We start from the raw sequence: 18,428 nt of genomic DNA, 5'->3' as shown, positions 1-18,428 counted from the left end.
TGTTCTGTGTGACGCCAGATACCGACAAGAGCGGCGACTGGAGCACGGGGTTCCCCCGTGGCTGACCCTCGGTCGGTGTCGGTGCAGTCCGTATTGTTCGGTAACGATGCGTACGAAATCCTCCGAGCCGCCCAGGCGATGGCCAACTCCGTGAAGTGGGCGCGGTCAGACGGCCTGGTCGGGGCGTGGACGCTTCTCCTGGGTGACTGCAGCGCCGAACCCGTTCTGGGCGCGGACATTCTCGAGGAGATCCGCGCCGTCGTCGCGGCGGAAGCCGGAGAGCTCATCTACCGGGTCTTCGGCAAGAACCTCGGGTCTGCAGCGGGCCACAATGCTCTCGCCGCGCTCTCGGGCGCGGAGCTGATCCTCATCCTCAACCCCGATGCCATCGTTGCGCCGGATACGGTGCGCTCGCTCACCAGAGCCGTCACAGGTTCGGTAGGAATCGCTGAAGCCCGCCAGATCCCCATCGAGCACCCTAAAGACTTCGAGGTGAACACCGGCAACACGAGCTGGGCTTCGACGGCTTGTGCGCTGACCCCCCGGGCGGCATTCGACACGATCGGCGGATTCGATTCCGACACGTTCTTTCTCTACTGCGATGACGTCGATTACTCGTGGCGGCTGCGCCTGGCCGGCTATCGGGTCGTGTTCGAACCCTCCGCCCGGGTCTTCCACGACAAACGTCTCACTCAAACCGGTGATTGGCCACCGACGAGCGCCGAGGTGTACTACTCGGCTGAGGCCGCGCTGTTCATCGCGCACAAGTATTCGCATCCCGAGATCGTCGAGAAGCTCATCGCCCAATTCCAGAATGAGGGCACCGACGCCGTTCTGAAGGCTGTTGCGGCCTTCCACTTGAAGAGCAAGAGTGGATCGCTGCCGGCGCCCCTCGACGCCGGGCACCTGGTGGGACAGTTCATTGGAGACAAGTATGCAGTCCACCGCTTCTGACGTGACCGTGGGTGACGATCGTCGCTCTCCCCAGACGGCGACAATCCAGATCCTGCTGTCCGAGCTGATGTCGGGACCGCGGATCGACCCGCGCCTCCGGAACGCGCTCGAGAGCGCGAAACAGCTCATCGCAGAGGAGCGGGAGGGTGGGGTCTTCCTCAGCGTGCTTCTGCGGACTAAGGGAAAACGACCAGAGCCTCTCCGCGACGCGCTGCTGTGCCTGGCGGCGCAGAGCGACCAGGACTTTGAGGTCATTGTGATCGATCACGATGCCACCCCTGCCGATGCCGCCGAAGTCCGCGCGATTGTCGCTCAGCAGTCGACGGGCTTCCTCGATCGGATTTCCCTCATTGAAGTTCACGGCGGAAACCGGGGAAAGCCACTGAACGCGGGTATCCGCGCCGCACACGGTCGGTTCGTCGCGGTCTACGACGATGACGATCTCCTGTTCGGGAACTGGGTGGAAGAGTTTAAGATCGCCTCGCTGACGAGCGAGGGACGGCTTCTGCGCTCCCTGGTCGCCACCCAGATGGTCAAGCCGGAGCTCTGGCCACAGGACCAGATCGGCTTCCGCACCCTGTCCTGGCCCAAGGCGGAGTACCCGCGCGAATTCGATCAGCTGGCCCACCTGCAGATGAACTACTCGCCGTTCATGTCGTGGGCGTTTCCTGCGGCGCTCTTCAGCATCCTCGGATTCGAGTTCGACGAAGAACTGACCGTGTGTGAAGACTGGGACATGATCCTGCGTGGTTCCCTGCTCCTGGGCGTCACCGAAGTCGACTCATTGACGGCCATCTATCGTCGCTGGGAGGGTGGCAACTCGTCATACACTGACCATTCCAAGAAGTCCTGGGCCTGGTCAGAGGCGAAAGTGCTCCATCGCCTCGAGAGCTCGCTGCTGATCATGCCCGGGGACATCGTCCCCTACCTGCGCAAATCCTTCGCCCTTCTCGGCGTTCACGAGCAGCTTGCCGGATTGCTGCACAGCCGGGCGTGGCGGTACGGGCGTCCCATCCGCGGGGCACTCCGAGTGGCCGGCTTCGTAAAACGTCGGGTGAACGGACTCCGCGGTGCGATCGAACCGAGCCGCGCCCACGAGCCCGCAGATTTTGCTCCTCTGATCCACCCGGTGTCGGATGAATCCCTCCAAGCCGTCGTCGATGTGCTCGATGACGTGAACGGTGCGAACGACGCCACTGGGAGGACCGCCGGCTGATTGTTCCCCTGCGATTCCTTTTCGTCAACGCATGCACGTAACGTGTACCTATCTAGCTGGAAGATCAGGGTGAGCCAATGTTCGAGATCGTAGCCTTTTCCGTCGCAGAACTGATATTGCCGGCACAGCCGTTTCCCGGTGTAGACCTGTGACAGTGCTCGTGAGCGAGGTTCGACCGAGCAGGCGGCCGCTGCGCCGATTCGGGGCAATGATCGCGTTGGCGTCCCTCGTGGCAGCCGTGCTCACCGTACCGACGTTTGTCACCCCGGTCGACAGCGCTGCCGCGGTCACCGGCTCGCAGTTCCAACCAGGCAATATCATCAGTGATCAGGTTTTCTTTAACACGCAGTCAATGAGTGAGGCTGATATTCAGGCGTTCCTCGTTGGCAAGGAGAGCGCGTGCAATGCGGGCTATACCTGCCTCAAGGACTATCGGATGGACACGGTGTCGCGTGCAGCCGTCGCCCCGGGCCACTGCGCCGCGTACGACGGCGTGCCCAACGAACTGGCGAGCAGCATCATCTACAAAGCGGCACAGGCGTGCGGTATCAATCCGCAAGTCCTCTTGGTCCTTCTCCAGAAAGAGACGTCGCTCGTGTCGAGTTCCAGCCCGACGGCGAGCACCTACCGGAAGGCGGCGGGCTATGGCTGTCCAGACACGAGTAACTGCGACGCGGCCTTCTACGGATTCTACAATCAGGTCTACAAGGCAGCGTGGCAGTTTCGGCAGTACACGAACTTCCCCGCGCGAACATACGCCATAGGTCCCACCAGGATCCAGTGGAGTCCTGACGCCAGTTGTGGGGCATCGACAGTCACGATCGAGAACCAGGCAACGGCAAACCTGTACAACTACACGCCTTACCAGCCCAATGGTGCCTCTTTGGCAAGCCTGTACACCACGGGCGATAACTGCTCCTCGTATGGGAACCGCAACTTCTGGGTCTTCTTCAACAATTGGTTCGGTCCGAGCACAACGGCCCTCGGCTCGCCCGTCGGCCAGGTCAAGGAGATCTGGGCGACCGACAACATGATCAATATGTGGGGCTGGGCTGTCGACGGCAGCGCTTCCAGCAACGCGCTGGCAATCCACGTGAAGGTCAACGACCAATGGGTTGCCTGGACCGCTGATGCGCCCAATTCAACCGCCGAAACGATGTATCCGGGTGCCGGACAGAACCACGGCTTCGGGGGAAGCATCGCCGTTCCCCAGGCCGGTCCCTACAGTGTGTGCGTTTTCGCTGTGAACCAAGGGGCAGGCGAGAACACCCAGCTCGGTTGCTATAACATCACGGTTCCCGACGGCTCGCCTGCCGGCGAACTGAAGGATGTCTTTTCCAGCCCCGGGTCCGTAAGCCTCTGGGGTTGGGGACTGGACCCGGACACGACGAATCCGATTCAGATACACGTCACGGTGAATGGGATCTGGACCGTTCTGCAGGCGAACAGTCCGAGCACAGCCAGCCTGGGAACGTATCCGGCCAGCGGCTCCAACCATGGGTTCGGGGGGGTCATACCTGCAGCAGGTGGACCTGCAACGGTCTGTGTCTACGCTGTGAATATCGGGGCTGGATCGAATACTACCCTCGGGTGTCGAACGGTCGTCGTGCCGTCAGGTTCGCCGATCGGTGTCATGAGCGACATGTGGACCACTCCTACTGGAATCAGCATGTGGGGTTGGGCACTTGATCCCGACACCGTCGCTGCCATCCCGGTTCACGTCACGGTCGACGGCGTCTGGACCGTATTCACTGCCGACGCAGCGAACGCGGGCGTTGGGCAGGCCTATCCCGCATATGGTCCGAACCACGGATTCGGCGGGACGATCAAGGCGAACCCTGGAAAACACACGGTCTGCGCCTGGGGCGTCAATCAGGGCCTTGGCGCAAACCTGGCCCTCGGTTGCCGTACTGTCACGGTCTTGTCGGGTTCGCCCGTTGGCGCGCTGAACCAGGTGTGGGGAACCGCGGGCGGTGTGAGCATGTGGGGTTGGGCGCTCGACCCTGACCAGACAGGACCAATCCCGGTCCAGGTGCGCATCGACGGACAATGGACCGTGCTTAGCGCAAACTCCGCGAACGCCGCGGTCGGCGCCGCCTATCCCGGCTACGGACCCAATCATGGTTTCGGCGCCACGATTGCCGCAGCGCCGGGAGCTCACGAAGTGTGTGCATGGGGCATAAACGTGGCGTCTGGCGCGAACCTTAATTTCGGGTGCCAGACCATCATCGTGCCCGCGGCGCCGAGTGGTCCGCCCGTGGGCCTCGTCCAGGACCTGTGGGCGACCGCGGGAACCGTTGAGTCGTGGGGATGGGCGATCGATCCTGATTCGACCGGCCCTGTCACTGTCATCGTCACGGTCAATGGAACGAAGACGACAGTGGTGGCCGACGCCCCGAGTGCAGCTGCCGCTGCGCAGATGCCGGGATACGGCGCCAATCATGGCTATGGGATTCGCATCCCTGCCCAAACCGGCTCAAACGACGTGTGCGTGACGGCGCAGAATATCGGCGCGGGTGCGGACACCCCGCTGCTGTGTCGAACCATCGCGGTGCCGTGAACGGGAGGCGCGGCGACTGCCGCTGAAAGCGTGGTACCCGACAGAGTCCGGCGTTGCGCCAGCGGGGGCTTGGTAGGGTTTATGCGCACACCCACAAGTCAGGAAGCCATTCATGCCGAAGAAGCAAGCGGGCGTAGTGTCCGTCATCCTCGTTAATTTCCGGGGAACCGATGACACCATAGAGGCCATCGCCCAGCTCGGCCGGATCGATTGGCCGGCAGATCTCCTCGAAATCGTCGTGGTCGAGAATGCCTCCGGTGACGACAGCGCCGCGCGAATCCGAGCCGCAGCACCTCACGTCGTTCTGGTCGAATCAAAGGATAACCTCGGGTTCGCCGGGGGCTGCAATCTGGGCGTGAAGGCATCCTCAGGAGATTTTTTGGCGTTCCTGAACAACGATGCCAAGCCTGACTCCGCCTGGGTGAGGTCCGCAATCAGTCGTTTCGACCAGGATCCAGAGATCGGCGCCATCGCAAGTCGAGTGCTCGATTGGGACGGTCTTCTCGTCGACTACATCGGATCGGCCATGACCTGGTTCGGGCAGGGTTATAAGCCCTTGACCGCCCAGGCGGTCCCCACCGAACTAGACCACGCGCGCGACGTGCTTTTCGGGACGGGTTCGGCGATGTTCGTTCGTCGAAGTGTCTACGATGCGCTCGGCGGGTTCGATGAGCGATTCTTCATGTTCTTCGAGGATGTCGACTTCGGCTGGAGACTCAACCTCCGCGGATGGCGTTTCGTGTACGAGCCGGCGTCGCTGGCGTTCCACAAACACCACGCGTCCATGACGTCGTTCGGCGCCTTCAAGGAAACCTATCTTCTCGAACGAAACGCACTGTTCACCCAGTACAAGAACCTCGGCGACGAGGCGCTCGCGAAGATCTTTCCAGCGACCCTGGCGCTGACTGTTCGTCGGGCAGTGGCTCGTGGCAAATTAGATTCGACGTCACTCGATCTTCGCAAGGGTGGCGACAACGGACCCGTTCAGGAAGTCGCCAGGGATACCCTCGCCGGTGTCTACGCCATTGACCAATTCGTCGAGAACCTGCCATCCCTCGTGGAGTCTCGGGACCTGATCCAGTCGACTCGTGTCGTTCCCGACAAGACCATCTGGCGATTCTTCGGTGAGACCGACGCCCCGTCCTACCATTCAGAGCATTATCTGAAGGGCTATGAAAAGATCGTCAACGCGTTCGGGGTCACGGACACTCCGGTCGTGACGCGTGTCCTCGTGATCACGGGCGATCCCATCGGCGCCAAGATGGCCGGTCCCGCAATTCGAGCCTGGAACATGGCCGCCGCCCTGGCCAGGGGCAATGAGGTCACTCTGGTCACCCTTGCCGGGGCCGAACCCGTGGATGCTCCGTTCGAGATCGTGCATATTCGCCCGGGTGATGACCGAACGATGGGTCGCCTGGAGCAGCGGGCGGACGTGATTGTCTTCCAGGGGCTCGCGATGGCACTCTTCGATTCGCTGAGGAAGACCAACAAAATCGTCGTGGCCGATATCTACGACCCGATGCACCTTGAACAACTGGAGCAGGGCCGCGAGCAGGGCGCGGTTCAGTGGAACAAGCAGGTTTCCGATGCGACTGATGTTCTGAATGAACAACTCCTCCGCGGCGACTTCTTCATGTGCGCCTCTGAGCGCCAGCGGCATTTCTATCTCGGCCAGCTCGCGGCCCTTGGCCGGCTGAACCCCGCGAACTATGCCTCCGATCCGGATCTGACCGGTCTGATCGAAGTCGTGCCGTTCGGCCTCGACGGGGTCTTTCCTCCTGCGACCCGGCCGGTCCTCAAGGGCGTCCTGCCGGGGATCGAAGCGACAGACAAGCTTCTGCTCTGGAGCGGAGGCCTCTACAACTGGTTCGACCCGGAAACACTGATTCGTGCCGTTGCCCGGCTGTCGGAGACTCACGACAATGTCCGGCTCTATTTCCAGGGGACGAAGCATCCGCACCCGGGCGTGCCCGAGATGGGCATCGTCGCTGAATCACGGTCGCTCGCCTCTGAACTCGGCGTGCTCGACAGCAGCGTCTTCTTCAATTCCTCGTGGGTGGACTACGCGGAACGGCACAACTACCTCGGCGAGGCCGATGCGGGTGTCAGCACCCACTTCGCCCACGTCGAGACGACCTTCTCGTTCCGTACCCGGATCCTGGACTACCTGTGGGCCGGACTCCCCATGGTCGTCACAGAGGGTGATCACTTCGCGGCCCTCGTCCAGAGTGAAGGCCTCGGTATTGTCGTACCGCCCAATGACATCGGTGCACTCGCGGCCGCCCTGGAGAGAGTCTTGTTCGACGATGAGTTCGCCCAGGAAGCACGGGCGAACATTCAGCGGGTGCGCGCTGACTACGAATGGAAGACGGTTCTCGCCCCACTCGTGGATTTCGTCGCCGATCCCCGTCATTCGCCCGATCTCCTGGCCAGCGGCGTTGTGACTCCCGGGGAGGCCAGGAAGTCGCATCGACGTCCCGAAGTGCGCCGCAAGAAGCACGGCCTTCGCCATGACGCCGGCCTCTTTGTGCACTACTGGCGCGCCGGAGGCGTCAGAGCAGTGGCCAAGAAGGTCCGGAGCCGGATCAGCTACATGCGCTAGGAGGCCGACCCGTCTGTCATCGGCCGGTGGTACGCGCGGGCGGTGGGCTCTACCTCGACGGGGCCGACGTACGGGATTGAGTCAGCGCCAGCAGACCGGCTGCAACACCCGCGAACGCCGCGGTCCCGACGATCCAGACGGCCATCGGGGCCGGGCCGACCCCCCACCACCATTCGAGGCCGGCGTTGAGATTCCAACCGATGGCATCTGTCCCTGTGACATAACGCCGCAGGTTGACGTGCAATGCCACGGAATTGGCGACACCAAGACCGACGACGATAAGAACTGCTTGAACCCGTCCGAGCGCGAACGCGCGCCCGGCGGGCTGGAGAAAAGTGATCCCCGCCAGCAGGATCATGAGCGGCAGGATGTACCGGGGCTGGACCTGTTCACCCACGAACGCCCGGGAACGCACGAGCACATAGGTCGGAATGGCCCACATCATGCCGAATACGGCCGAGGTCGCCAGACCCTTTCGCCACGACGTCGACTGCAGGCCGGTGAACACTGTCGCGCTGAAGACGGACACAGCCAGGACCCAGACCACACCTGGCAGAGTGGTGTCCAGCCAGCCGAGTCCCCAGAAGCCCAGGACACCTGCCCAGAGTTGGGGAACATCGAGGACGTTCACGAACAGAAGCTGCTGCCAATCGCTTCCGCTTGCGTTCGAGGCAAGCCCGGATTCGGCAAACGAAGACTGGCCCGACGAGAAGTAGAAGAACGCAGCCGTCAGCGCCAGGGCGACAGGCAGGGACAATGACACCAGAAAACGCCGGGTTCGCCGGGCGGCGATCAGGACGACAATCCCGATGGCAAGGACTGCGTAGAGGGCGGCATCGGCTCGCGCCGCAGATCCGATGACCGTGGCTGCTGCGGCTAGCAGGCCGAGTCCCAGACGGCGCCGACCGTGCGTCTCAAAGTATCCCAGAAGGGAGATCCAGAGGGTGCCGGCCGAAAGAATCGCCCAACTGCCGGGATTGGTCGACGGGATCAGGAACATACCCAGTGGAACGACCGAGACGACCAGGGCGATGGGTAACAGCGGTCGTCTGGCGGGTGGCAACAGCCAGAACAACGCCGTCGTGAACGCGACGAACAGGAGGGCGTTGAACGCTCGCATCAGGAGGACTGAGATCGTGATGTTCGGCCCGGCAAACATCCCCATGACGGAATAGAACAGTGGGGGGTATGCGCCGGTCCAGTTGCCGCGACCAGTCGCGATCATCGTCGTGACGCTGGATGCGATGTCTCCGCCCTGGCAGGACGCGGTCTCCGTGGGTTTGAACGCGTAACACGCGGAGGTCGTCACCGATTCAGGCACAACTCGCTCTGCCTCCGACGGCCCCGTCTCACAGAGGCCCGCACGCAGTCCGTCCCCGCACCAGATGCTCGCGAGGTGAAAGTCGTCATCGGGGCTCGCGCCGACAGGCGAGGCTGTCGCCCAGCTCAGGAGAGCCACGAGAGCGAGGAGGGGAACCATCACCGCCGTCAACATCCGCGCCTGCGCAGGAGAAATCACAGTGAGTGTCACGTGGTGAGCTTACCTGCCGCCCGTTCGCGGTCGTCCGGAACACCGGACCGCGGATGCCGCCCCGAGCGGATGCCCCGCGACCGTCCCCGTCGACGCGAACCGCAGGGGGAATAGACTCAGAGCGAAAACGGATATCCGGGGGAGCACCGTGGCGATAGAGATCGAACCGGGTGACTCTGGTGCCGTTCACGTGGCGATCATCGTCAACAGTTATCCCCCACGCCTGGGCGGACTCGAGAGCCACGTCTTCCAGCTGGCCAACGCCGTGCGCGCTGCGGGCGCACGGGTGACGGTGGTGACACTGGACGTCACCCCCTCCGACGTCGACGAGGACGGAATTCGTGTTGTCCGGTTGCGCAGGCATGTCCCGGTCGCATCCGTCATATCGTTTCCGGCGTGGGGAACGGCTCGTCGGCTCAGTATCCTGCTTTCAACGACCGGTGCGACTGTAGTGTCCACCCACACGCGCTTCTTCCCGATGTCCTACGTCGGGCTCCGGGCCGCGCGGCTCGCGGGCATTCCCGTGATCCACACGGAGCACGGAGCCGGGTTCGTCCGAACCCCTTCCCGCGTCATCCAACTTGCCTCACGTCTGGTCGACCTCAGCGTCGGCCGGACCGTCCTGCGGCGTGCGGCTGCAGTGCTCGCCGTGTCGGCACCGGTTGCCGAGTTCGTTTCCGCGCTCGCTCGCCGGGAGTCTGTAATCTTCCCCAACGCCCTCCGGATGGAGGACTGGCCCGCGTTTGCCGATGATGCCCCGCCGACTGGAATAGCGTTCATCGGCCGGCTGGTGGGGGGAAAGGGATGGGAGGAATTCGTCGACGTTGCAGCGACGCTTCTGACGGAACCCGAGTTCGACGGGCTTCAGGTCCATATGCTCGGTGACGGGCCGGACCGTGAGAATCTCCGGACGCGGATTCGGTCTCGCGGGATTGACGGTAGTATCCATCTCTACGGCCACGCGGATACCGCGGTCATCAGGTCAGTCCTGCACGGTTCGGTGCTCGTCAACCCCAGCCGGCTGGCGGAGGGATTCCAGATCACGCTGCTCGAGGCCGCAGCATCCGGTGCCCAGATCGTTTCGTTTCCGGTTCCGTCGGTTGCGCCTATTCGTGCGGATGGAGGTCCCGTGCGTGAAGTCCGCGAGCTCTCACTGCAACCACTCATTGACGGCGTTCGGGATGCCTTGCGACGCCCATTGCCCGCCATGCCCAGGCCCGTTCTGGAGGCCCACTGGGCATGGGCGAGCCGGGCTCGGGAATATCTCGCGATCGTCTCGCGCCTGCATGGCGGGGACACAATGCAGACTCCGGGCGCCCCCACGCGCCCGGAAGACGTGACGGGCCGAGAATAAGATAGAGCACGTGCAAACGGCTTTGGAGAAAACCCTCATCGTGATGCCTGCATTCAACGAGGAAGAATCGGTGGGCGCCGTCGTCCGTGAAGTACTCGACCAGCTGCCCGGTGCCGGGTGCCTCGTGGTTGACGATGGCTCGTCAGACAACACGGCCGTTGCGGCGCGTGCGGCGGGAGCGCTGGTGGCCGTTCTGCCGATCAACCTGGGCGTGGGTGGGGCGATGCGACTGGGATTTCGCTACGCCCTCGAACATGGCTACTCGAACGTCGTCCAAATCGATTCCGATGGCCAGCACGATCCGGGCACCGTACCGGCGATGCTCGCCGGTCTCGCAGACGCGGATCTGGTCATCGGCGCCCGATTCGCCGGGGCAGGAGAGTATGTGGCGTCCGGTCCCAGACGGTGGGCGATGATCGTTCTCTCGTCACTCTTGAGCAGAATATCCGGGACCAGGCTCACCGACACCACGTCCGGCCTGAGAGCCAGTGGCCCCCGAGCGGTCATGCTCTTTTCGAAGCACTATCCGGCCGAGTACCTCGGCGACACGGTCGAGTCTCTCGTCATTGCCGTTCGTGGAGGGTGTCGTGTCATGCAGGTTCCCGCATCCATGCGCGTGCGATCCGGCGGAACGCCCTCGCATGGCGCCGGCAAGTCGGCGGTCTATCTCGGCAGGGCGATGATCGCACTGTTGTTCGCCCTCCTGAGACCCCCACTGGGCCGACGCGCCGAGGGCGGCACAGCATGACCCTGACGAGCTATGTGCTCGGGATAGCCGCCGCGCTCCTGACACTGGTCATCGTCGTCGAACTGCTCCGCCGAGGACGCCTGCGCGAGAGGCATGCCGTCTGGTGGATGGTCGCCGGCATTGCCGCGCTCCTGGCCAGCATCTTCCCGGTCACGCTCGAGTGGACCGCGCAGCTCCTCGGTATTCAGGTTCCGACGAACCTCGTTTTCTTCGTGAGCATCGCGATCCTCTTCCTCGTCTGCCTTCAGCACAGTTCCGAGCTGACCCGCATGGAGGGGCGGGCGAGAAGTCTCGCGGAATCCATCGCCCTGCTCGAACTGCGGCTGCGCGACGTCGAAGGAGAGGTGCCCGAACGGCAGCCTCCACCCCGCTGACGACCCAAAGTGGTGCTCCGCCGCGACTACGGGGCTTTCCACGGGGCGTCTAGACTGGTCGAGTTGTCCAAACGGGGCAGGGGGAGGACGGTCACACCATGTCGGCTGGCACTGTACTGATTACGGGAGGAGCGGGCTTCATCGGCTCGCGACTCTCACATTCGCTCATCAACCATTTTGACGAGGTCGTCATCGTGGACAACTTCAGTCCGCAGGTGCACAACGGCCGCCGGCACTCCGAGGACCTCCATCCCGCCGCGGTTGTCATCGAAGGCGATGTGACCGAGGTCGAGACGTGGAACCGCGTCCTCGACCGTACCCACCCTCGCGTCGTCGTGCATCTGGCCGCCGAGACGGGCACAGCCCAGTCCTATGACGAAGCCACGCTCCACAGCATGACCAACGTGGTCGGGACGACCCGCATGCTGGACGCCCTCGGTGCGTCCGGAGCGCTGCCCGAGGAGATCGTGCTCGCCAGCAGCCGTGCCGTGTACGGGGAAGGATCCCTCCGCAACGCCGACGGCATCGTCGTGCCCGCGGAACCGCGGACCACAGCAGACCTCACCCAGGGAATCTGGGCTGCGGCGGGCTCCGAACCTGTTGCCATGGACGCGCGCTTCACGCAGACACGCCCGGTCAGTATCTACGGTGCCACCAAGGTCGCGCAGGAGCTCCTGCTCAGGGCATGGTGCACCCCGCGCGATGTTGCTCTCGGAATCGTCCGGCTTCAGAACGTCTACGGTGCGGGCCAGTCGCCGACGAATTCGTACACGGGAATTCTCCCGCTGTTCTGCGGCGTCGCCAGAAGCGGTGAGAGCATTCCGGTCTACGAGGACGGCGAGATCCTGCGTGACTTCGTTCACGTCAGCGACGTCGTTGAAAGCATCCGCCTGGCGATCGTTCACGGACGCAGCGGACTCTGGGACATCGGATCCGGAGTCCCGGCGACGATCGGCCAGGTCGCCACGATGATCGCGGACAGGTATTCCGCGCCGGCCCCCACGGTCACCGGCCAGTACCGTCCGGGCGATGTCCGCGCCGCGTTTGCGGACAATTCCGCTGCGACTGCGGACCTCGGCTGGTCGCCGCGAGTCTCCCTTGATGAAGGGCTGACCGAACTCATCTCCTGGCTGGAAGACATCCGTGCCTGAGTACGCTGAACAGTCCGTCACCGTTCAGTGCGTCCTCTACAACAACGACGTCGGCGCCATCGAACGGGCACTCGAAAGTCTCAACCGCTGCGCTGAACTGGCCGTCCCCGAGGGAGCCGTCTGGCCTATGCAGGTGGCCTACGGGGATGCGTCCCCGCGTCCCCTGCTCGACACCGACGTCCTTGAGGCCTGGGCCGAGAGGTTTCCCTCCCTCCGAATCCGCTACGAATGGTTCGGCAGGAATACCGGTTCCGCTCTCGGGCACAATCTCATTGCCGAGCATCTGGACACGGACCTCGTCCTCATCATGAACCCGGATGTCGTGCTCGCCCCCCGTGCCCTCGGGTTCCTGATCCGTTCCCTGGACGACCCGCTCGTGGGCATGGCCGAGGCGAAACAGCTCCCCATCGAACACCCCAAGGACTACGACCCGGTGACCGGGGAGACGATGTGGGCTACCACGGCCTGCGCGCTGATCCCGCGCGATCTCTTCGTCGAACTCGGCGGCTTCGACAGCGACACCTTCTTCATGTACTGCGATGATGTGGACTTCTCGTGGCGTGTTCGTCTAGCCGGCCGGCTGGTCGTCTTCCAGCCCGCCGCGACGGTGTTCCATGACAAGCGCCTCGGCGACGACGGACAGTGGCAGCCCACCTCGGCCGAGCAGTATTACTCGGCTGAGGCAGGGCTCCTCCTGGCGCACAAGTGGTCTCGCGATGACCTCGTCGAGAAGATAGCCGGCTACTTCCGCTCTTCCAAGGACGAGACACTGCTTCGCGCGGTCGCCGAGTATGAGCGGCGGCGTCTTGCCGGTTTACTCGCCCCCCAGGTGGATTCCGACCATGTCGTCGGAGTGTTCACTCCGACGAACGAATACGCGAAGCACAGGTACCTTCTATGAGCGGCAACCCGTATGACAACGCCTATGCGGTGGACAACGTCTATGGGCACACGATCGCACTCCTCAAGGAGTACCGGATTTCCGACGGGGACGGTGTCCACCTCGACCTCGCGGCCGGATTCGGCGTCATCGGCGAGGTCGTCCAATCGGAACTGGGCAGGCAGTACGTGGGGGTTGACCTCGATTCCGAGGGTCTCCGCTCGGCACGCGCCCGTGGCCTCGAGATGCACGCTCACGACCTGACACTGCCGGACACGTTCTCGTTCATCGAGAAGATCCTGGCCGGTCGCAGGGTGCGTTCCATCTCCATCCTGGACGGGCTCGAGCACATCGGCACCGCGAGCGGCCTTCTCGACGTCATCGCCCAGCTCTGCCGCAGCAACGACGCGCACGTCGTCGTCAGCGTGCCCAACGTCACGCACCAGGACGTGACCCACAAGCTTCTGCTCGGCGAGTGGGACTACACTGCGTCCGGTCTCCTCGACGCGACGCACATCGAATTCTTCAGCGAAAAGTCCCTCGTGGCGAAGTTGGGCGCTGCCGGACTGCACAGGGTCGGGATGCAGAACGTCGAGCTGTCGCAGAGTGACCAGCATTTCCCGTCCACCCATCCTGCGTTGCAGGACGGAACGACTCTCAACTCCTTCCTCCGCTACGTCCGTGAATCCGCCGAGTCCAATGGCCGCGTGAACCAATTCGTGTGGTCCTGCGTTGCGGGTCCCGCGCAGGCGTCTCATCTTGTCGACAGCACCGACGTCCAGGACGACCGCCCGTTCCTGACGATTCTCACGCGAACACAGGGCCGGCGCATTGCAGAGCTGCGGGAAGTGTTCAACTGTCTCGCGGGCCAGACGTCTGACGACTTCGAGGTCCTCGTCCTCGGGCACAAAGTGCTCACCGCTGAACAAATCCAGGTGGAACAAGCCATCGAGGACAATCCGCGGTGGCTCCGAGAACGGATCCGGTACGTCAAGGTCGACCACGGCGGGCGTGCGACCCCGCTGAACGTCGGAATGAAGTCTGCCCGCGGTCGCTATGTTGTCGTGCTGGATGACGACGACAATGTCTTCGCCCACTGGGTCGAGGCCTTCCTGACCAGCGAGAGAAGGAAGCCCGGTGCGCTCCTGCGCGCGGTCGCGACCATGCAATCGGTCGATCGGGTCACGGTGCGTCAGGTTCCGGGGATCCGGGCGATCGGCAGCCCCAAGTTCCCATACGCCCCGAGTTTTTCGTTCACATCGCACCTCGTGAGCAACAGCACGCCGCTTATGTCGATCGCTTTCCCGCGAGGGATTTTCGACGACCTCGGAATGACCTTCGACGAGACCATGACGACCACCGAGGACTGGGACCTGATCCTGCGCAGTGCGGCGATCGTCGGCGTGGAGGACTCCAAGAAGATCACCGCGATCTATCACTGGTGGGAGACCGAAGAGTCCTCGAGAACGGAACATGAATCCCGCGAGTGGCGACTCAACCATCTCGCCATCGACCGGAAGCTCGATGCCTTACCCATACTTCTGCCGATCGGGGAGGCCCGCGCGGTACGGGACCTCGTGACAGGACGGGCGGGGAATGGCGGCGATGAGGACCACAATTCGGCATTCCAGACCAACACGCACCTTCGGATCGGGCTGCTGCGGCGGATCGCGACCATCCTCGAATCGCGATCGTGGCGCATCCAGGCGCCCATGCGTGCCCTGTCGCAGCTCTTCGGCGGCGGACCGGCCCTCCGCATGAGCGACTGCGTCACCTACTCCACGGACGAGCTGGCATCGACGATCCAGAAGCTCGAGGCATCGCGGTCCTGGCGAACGACGTCCTGGATGAGACGGGCGCGTCGCGTCCAATAGGACCGGCGGGGTCTGCGGGGAGAGGGCACGATGACTGGCGAATCCACACCACCCTCACACGTTTCGGTTGCTTTGTGCACGTACAACGGGGCCGCATACGTCGGTGAGCAACTCGCCAGCATCCTGGGCCAGACGCTCCGGCCCGACCAGATCGTTGTTTCGGATGATGGGTCAAACGACGCGACCCTGGATGTGATCGATCGTGTCGTTCGCGAGTGGCGCAGGACGAACGCGGGGCTCGGCATCGAGCTCGTCATCATCCGGAACCCCGAACCACTGGGCGTGGCAGTGAACTTCGAGCAGGCTCTGGGCGCATGCACCGGCGACCTCCTTGCGCTGAGCGACCAGGACGATGTCTGGAAGCCGAACCGACTGGAACGGATGAAGACAGAATTCGGTCGGCGCCCCGAACTACTGCTCGTGCACACCGACGCCCGGCTCGTGGACGGCGACGGGCATCCGCTCGGCATCACCCTCCTGCAGACCCTCGGTGTGACCGACGCGGAACGGACCCTGGAACATCAGGGCCGGGCCTTCGAACTCCTCCTCCGACGCAACATCGTCACGGGGGCCACCACGATGCTGCGGCGGGAGCTCCTCGAACGCGCCCGCCCGTTTCCGGGCGCGTGGGTACACGACGAATGGCTGGCGATCGTGGCTGCGGCGACCGGGAGCATGGATCTCCTCGACGAGCAACTCGTCGACTACCGGCAGCACGGTGGCAATCAGATCGGAGTGACGACCTTGGATGCCGCGGGTCGACTCGGGCGCCTGCAGGCATCCCGCAGTGAACGAAACCAGCGCCTGCTGGAGAGGGCTGAGGTTCTCGCCCAACGCGCACCTGAACTCGCCCCACAACCTGGACCGACCGAGCTCGCACTCATTAACGACAAGCTCGATCATGAGCTGATGCGCAGTTCGTTGCCCGCAGCGTACGCGGCGCGCATCCTCCCCGTTGTTCGTGAGTGGCGTACCGGACGCTACGCCCGGTTCGGGCGTGGCGCCCAGGATGTGCTGCGCGACCTTGTGCAGCCCGTCTAGGCCCTTTCGATGGCCCTGGCACCAATCGTCTACTCTGGGTGAGGGTCGGCGCCGGGGTGCCCGTGGCCCCGATGCGGACGTATTCCGCGCAAGTGATGGAGGAACTCGCCGTGCCACAGGATCTGACGCCCGTTGTCGGGCGATCGCGGCTGCACGCCTGGCGCGACAGTTATCGGCGGTTCACCGAACCGGGCACGGACGGCCTGCCGCGCACGCGGGTCCTCCTCGCCTTCCCCGCGCTGCTCCTGATCCTGGGCAGCGTGCTCGTCGCACTCGGAATCAACGGGTCGTCCTCAGGCGTCTTCCACAGCCAGATCGCCTACGGCAGTGACTCGAGCCTGATCGCGGGCACGCCACAGCTCACCAGGTCCGATGAATGGAACGTGCAGACGGTGTGGGCGATCGCCCAGGTGCAGCAGGGGCTTCCGCTCGTGAACGAGACGTTCCCCGGCGGGATGGATGCGACGTTGCCGCAGGACCTGCCCCGGGTCGACTGGACGGTGGCCTTCCGGCCGCACCTCTGGGGATTCATGGTCATGGACGTCGACCACGCGATCGCCTTCAAATGGTGGCTCCCCGGGCTCGCACTGGCGGCCTCCGCGTACATGTTCCTCGTCACGTTGCTGCCCAGGCGGCCCGGCGTCTCCGCGATGATCGCAGTCGGATTCCTCTACAGCCCGCTCTTCCAGTGGTGGTACCTATCCACGACGCTGTGGCCGGTCGTGTGGGCACTCACCGCCATGACGGCGTTGATCCACGCGTTCTCGAGCAGCTCCCTGCGGTCCCGATGGGGCTGGGCGGCCCTCGTGGGCTACCTCACGGTGGTCATGGCGACGGGCATCTACGTGCCCTTCATCGTTCCGGCGGTACTTGTCGTGTTGTTCTTCGCGGTCGGCCTCGTGATCGAGCGTCGCCGGGAGAACCCTGGGCTGCGGGCAGTGCTCTCGCGGGTCGGACCGGTGCTCGTGGCCGGCGTTGCGGCATCCGCCGTGACGGTTCTCTGGCTCGCGACCAAACTCACGACCGTCGAGGCGTTCCTCGGCACCACGTACCCGGGCAACCGGGTGACACCGACCGGTGGCGGCAGCCTGCTGAGTTTCGCCTCGGCGATCGGATCCTCGTTCACGCAGACTCTCAATGCGCAGCGCCCAGGCCTGCTCGGAGCGAACGGCTCTGAAGCGTCGACCTTCTTCTACATCGGCATCTACCTGCTGCCCGTCGTCGGTTGGATCGTGTTCAGGCAGGCCAGGGCGAAGCGGATGCTGCCCTGGACGCTCATCGGGCTCACCGCCGTGATCCTGCTGCTGCTCGCCTACCTGTACGTGCCCGGATGGGATGCGATCGCACGGCTCCTGCTGCTCGACAAGACCAGCCAGAACCGCGTGCGGCTGGGCATGGGGCTTGCGTCCCTCGGCCTGCTCGCCTACGTGCTGCGCTACCTCGACGAACACCGGGTGCGCGCAGGCTTCTGGATCGCCGCGATCTCGGCCGGCCTCTTCGCGCTCTCCCAGGCCGCGATCGGATACGTGGCCATCCGGCACCTCCCCGGAATGCTCGAGGCCGTGCAGCTCTGGTGGCTCTGGGCGCTGCTCTCAGCGGCGGCCATCTACTTCGCCGCGCGCCGTCAGCCGAGGCTCGCCGCGACCGCGTTCCTGATCGTGACGATCGCCGGCTCTGGCCTGACCAACCCGATCTACAGCGGGGTGCTCGATCTGCGCGAGACGGCGGTGTCCAGGGCCGTCGTCGCCCTCGACGCTTCGGCGCCGAAGACCTGGGTCGGTATCGGCGGCGGACTCACGACTGCGGTGCTGCTGGAGTCCGGCGTGCGTGCGGAGAACGGCTTCCAGGGTGCACCCTCCCGCGCAATGTGGGGCGTCATCGACCCGGCGAACCAGTACGCCTTCCAGTGGAACCGACTCGCCGGCGTGAGCTGGGTCGCGAGCCCCGGGGAGCCCGTGGTCTCCAATCCCGCTGAGGACCAGATCCGGGTCACCTTCGACGCCTGCTCCGCGTTCGCACAGGCGAACGTGGGCTACGTGCTCGCAGACGATCACCGTCTTGACTCGACCTGCCTGAAGCCCGTGCAGGCTTTCGAGCTGCCGAAGGCGACCCTGGAGATCTACCAGGTCGTCCCGCGCTAGAA

General features: G+C 64.1%; 13 protein-coding genes. 12 read left to right on the top strand and 1 reads right to left on the bottom strand.

Going from position 1 to position 18,428, the window contains the following annotated elements; translation table 11 throughout:
• The first annotated feature begins 75 nt into the window (after positions 1–75).
• The 4 genes from E3O46_RS12480 to E3O46_RS12465 all read left to right on the top strand — a co-directional run bounded on the left by E3O46_RS12480 (position 76) and on the right by E3O46_RS12465 (position 7,332).
• A complete protein-coding gene (locus tag E3O46_RS12480; protein ID WP_134561793.1) occupies positions 76–954 on the top strand; it encodes a glycosyltransferase family protein in 879 nt (292 codons plus the stop codon).
• Positions 935–2,170 (top strand): glycosyltransferase family A protein, encoded by a 1,236-nt coding sequence (locus tag E3O46_RS12475; RefSeq protein WP_134449053.1) that lies wholly within the window; start codon positions 935–937, stop codon positions 2,168–2,170. Before E3O46_RS12480 ends, E3O46_RS12475 begins: the two co-directional genes overlap by 20 nt.
• A gap of 229 nt (positions 2,171–2,399) precedes the next feature.
• Positions 2,400–4,730: a hypothetical protein gene (locus tag E3O46_RS12470; protein ID WP_134449052.1), complete on the top strand. Its 2,331-nt coding sequence runs from the start codon at positions 2,400–2,402 to the stop codon at positions 4,728–4,730.
• A gap of 112 nt (positions 4,731–4,842) precedes the next feature.
• Positions 4,843–7,332: a glycosyltransferase gene (locus E3O46_RS12465; protein ID WP_134449051.1), complete on the top strand. Its 2,490-nt coding sequence runs from the start codon at positions 4,843–4,845 to the stop codon at positions 7,330–7,332.
• A gap of 49 nt (positions 7,333–7,381) precedes the next feature.
• Here the strand turns inward: E3O46_RS12465 and E3O46_RS12460 are convergent, their stop codons facing one another.
• Entirely contained in the window at positions 7,382–8,812 is a 1,431-nt protein-coding gene (locus E3O46_RS12460) for a DUF2142 domain-containing protein (protein WP_241985004.1), read from the bottom strand.
• Between the two features lie 199 nt (positions 8,813–9,011).
• On the opposite strand from E3O46_RS12460, the gene E3O46_RS12455 reads away from it, so the two are divergent.
• The 8 genes from E3O46_RS12455 to E3O46_RS12420 all read left to right on the top strand — a co-directional run bounded on the left by E3O46_RS12455 (position 9,012) and on the right by E3O46_RS12420 (position 18,426).
• On the top strand, positions 9,012–10,217 hold the full coding sequence (locus E3O46_RS12455) for a glycosyltransferase family 4 protein (protein ID WP_134561792.1): 1,206 nt from the start codon (positions 9,012–9,014) through the stop codon (positions 10,215–10,217).
• Between the two features lie 43 nt (positions 10,218–10,260).
• A complete protein-coding gene (locus E3O46_RS12450) occupies positions 10,261–10,965 on the top strand; it encodes a glycosyltransferase family 2 protein (protein WP_166787368.1) in 705 nt (234 codons plus the stop codon).
• Entirely contained in the window at positions 10,962–11,339 is a 378-nt protein-coding gene (locus E3O46_RS12445) for a DUF2304 domain-containing protein (protein WP_134449047.1), read from the top strand. Before E3O46_RS12450 ends, E3O46_RS12445 begins: the two co-directional genes overlap by 4 nt.
• Positions 11,340–11,437: 98 nt before the next feature.
• Positions 11,438–12,490, top strand: a complete 1,053-nt coding sequence (locus E3O46_RS12440) for an NAD-dependent epimerase/dehydratase family protein (protein WP_134449046.1) — start codon at positions 11,438–11,440, stop codon at positions 12,488–12,490.
• Positions 12,483–13,391: a glycosyltransferase family protein gene (locus E3O46_RS12435; protein ID WP_134449045.1), complete on the top strand. Its 909-nt coding sequence runs from the start codon at positions 12,483–12,485 to the stop codon at positions 13,389–13,391. The genes E3O46_RS12440 and E3O46_RS12435 overlap by 8 nt, the downstream gene beginning before the upstream one ends.
• On the top strand, positions 13,388–15,244 hold the full coding sequence (locus E3O46_RS12430) for a glycosyltransferase (protein ID WP_134449044.1): 1,857 nt from the start codon (positions 13,388–13,390) through the stop codon (positions 15,242–15,244). The genes E3O46_RS12435 and E3O46_RS12430 overlap by 4 nt, the downstream gene beginning before the upstream one ends.
• 30 nt (positions 15,245–15,274) lie before the next feature.
• Positions 15,275–16,285 (top strand): glycosyltransferase family 2 protein, encoded by a 1,011-nt coding sequence (locus tag E3O46_RS12425; RefSeq protein ID WP_134449043.1) that lies wholly within the window; start codon positions 15,275–15,277, stop codon positions 16,283–16,285.
• 110 nt (positions 16,286–16,395) lie between these two features.
• The gene (locus E3O46_RS12420) at positions 16,396–18,426 is read left to right on the top strand and encodes a DUF7657 domain-containing protein (RefSeq protein ID WP_134561791.1); all 2,031 of its coding nucleotides are present in this window, start codon (positions 16,396–16,398) and stop codon (positions 18,424–18,426) included.
• The last annotated feature ends 2 nt before the right edge of the window (positions 18,427–18,428 follow it).

The sequence above is a fragment of the Cryobacterium glucosi genome, from assembly GCF_004402235.1.
Classification (GTDB): Bacteria; Actinomycetota; Actinomycetes; order Actinomycetales; family Microbacteriaceae; genus Cryobacterium; species Cryobacterium glucosi.
This window is presented reverse-complemented; position numbering and strand designations above follow the sequence as displayed.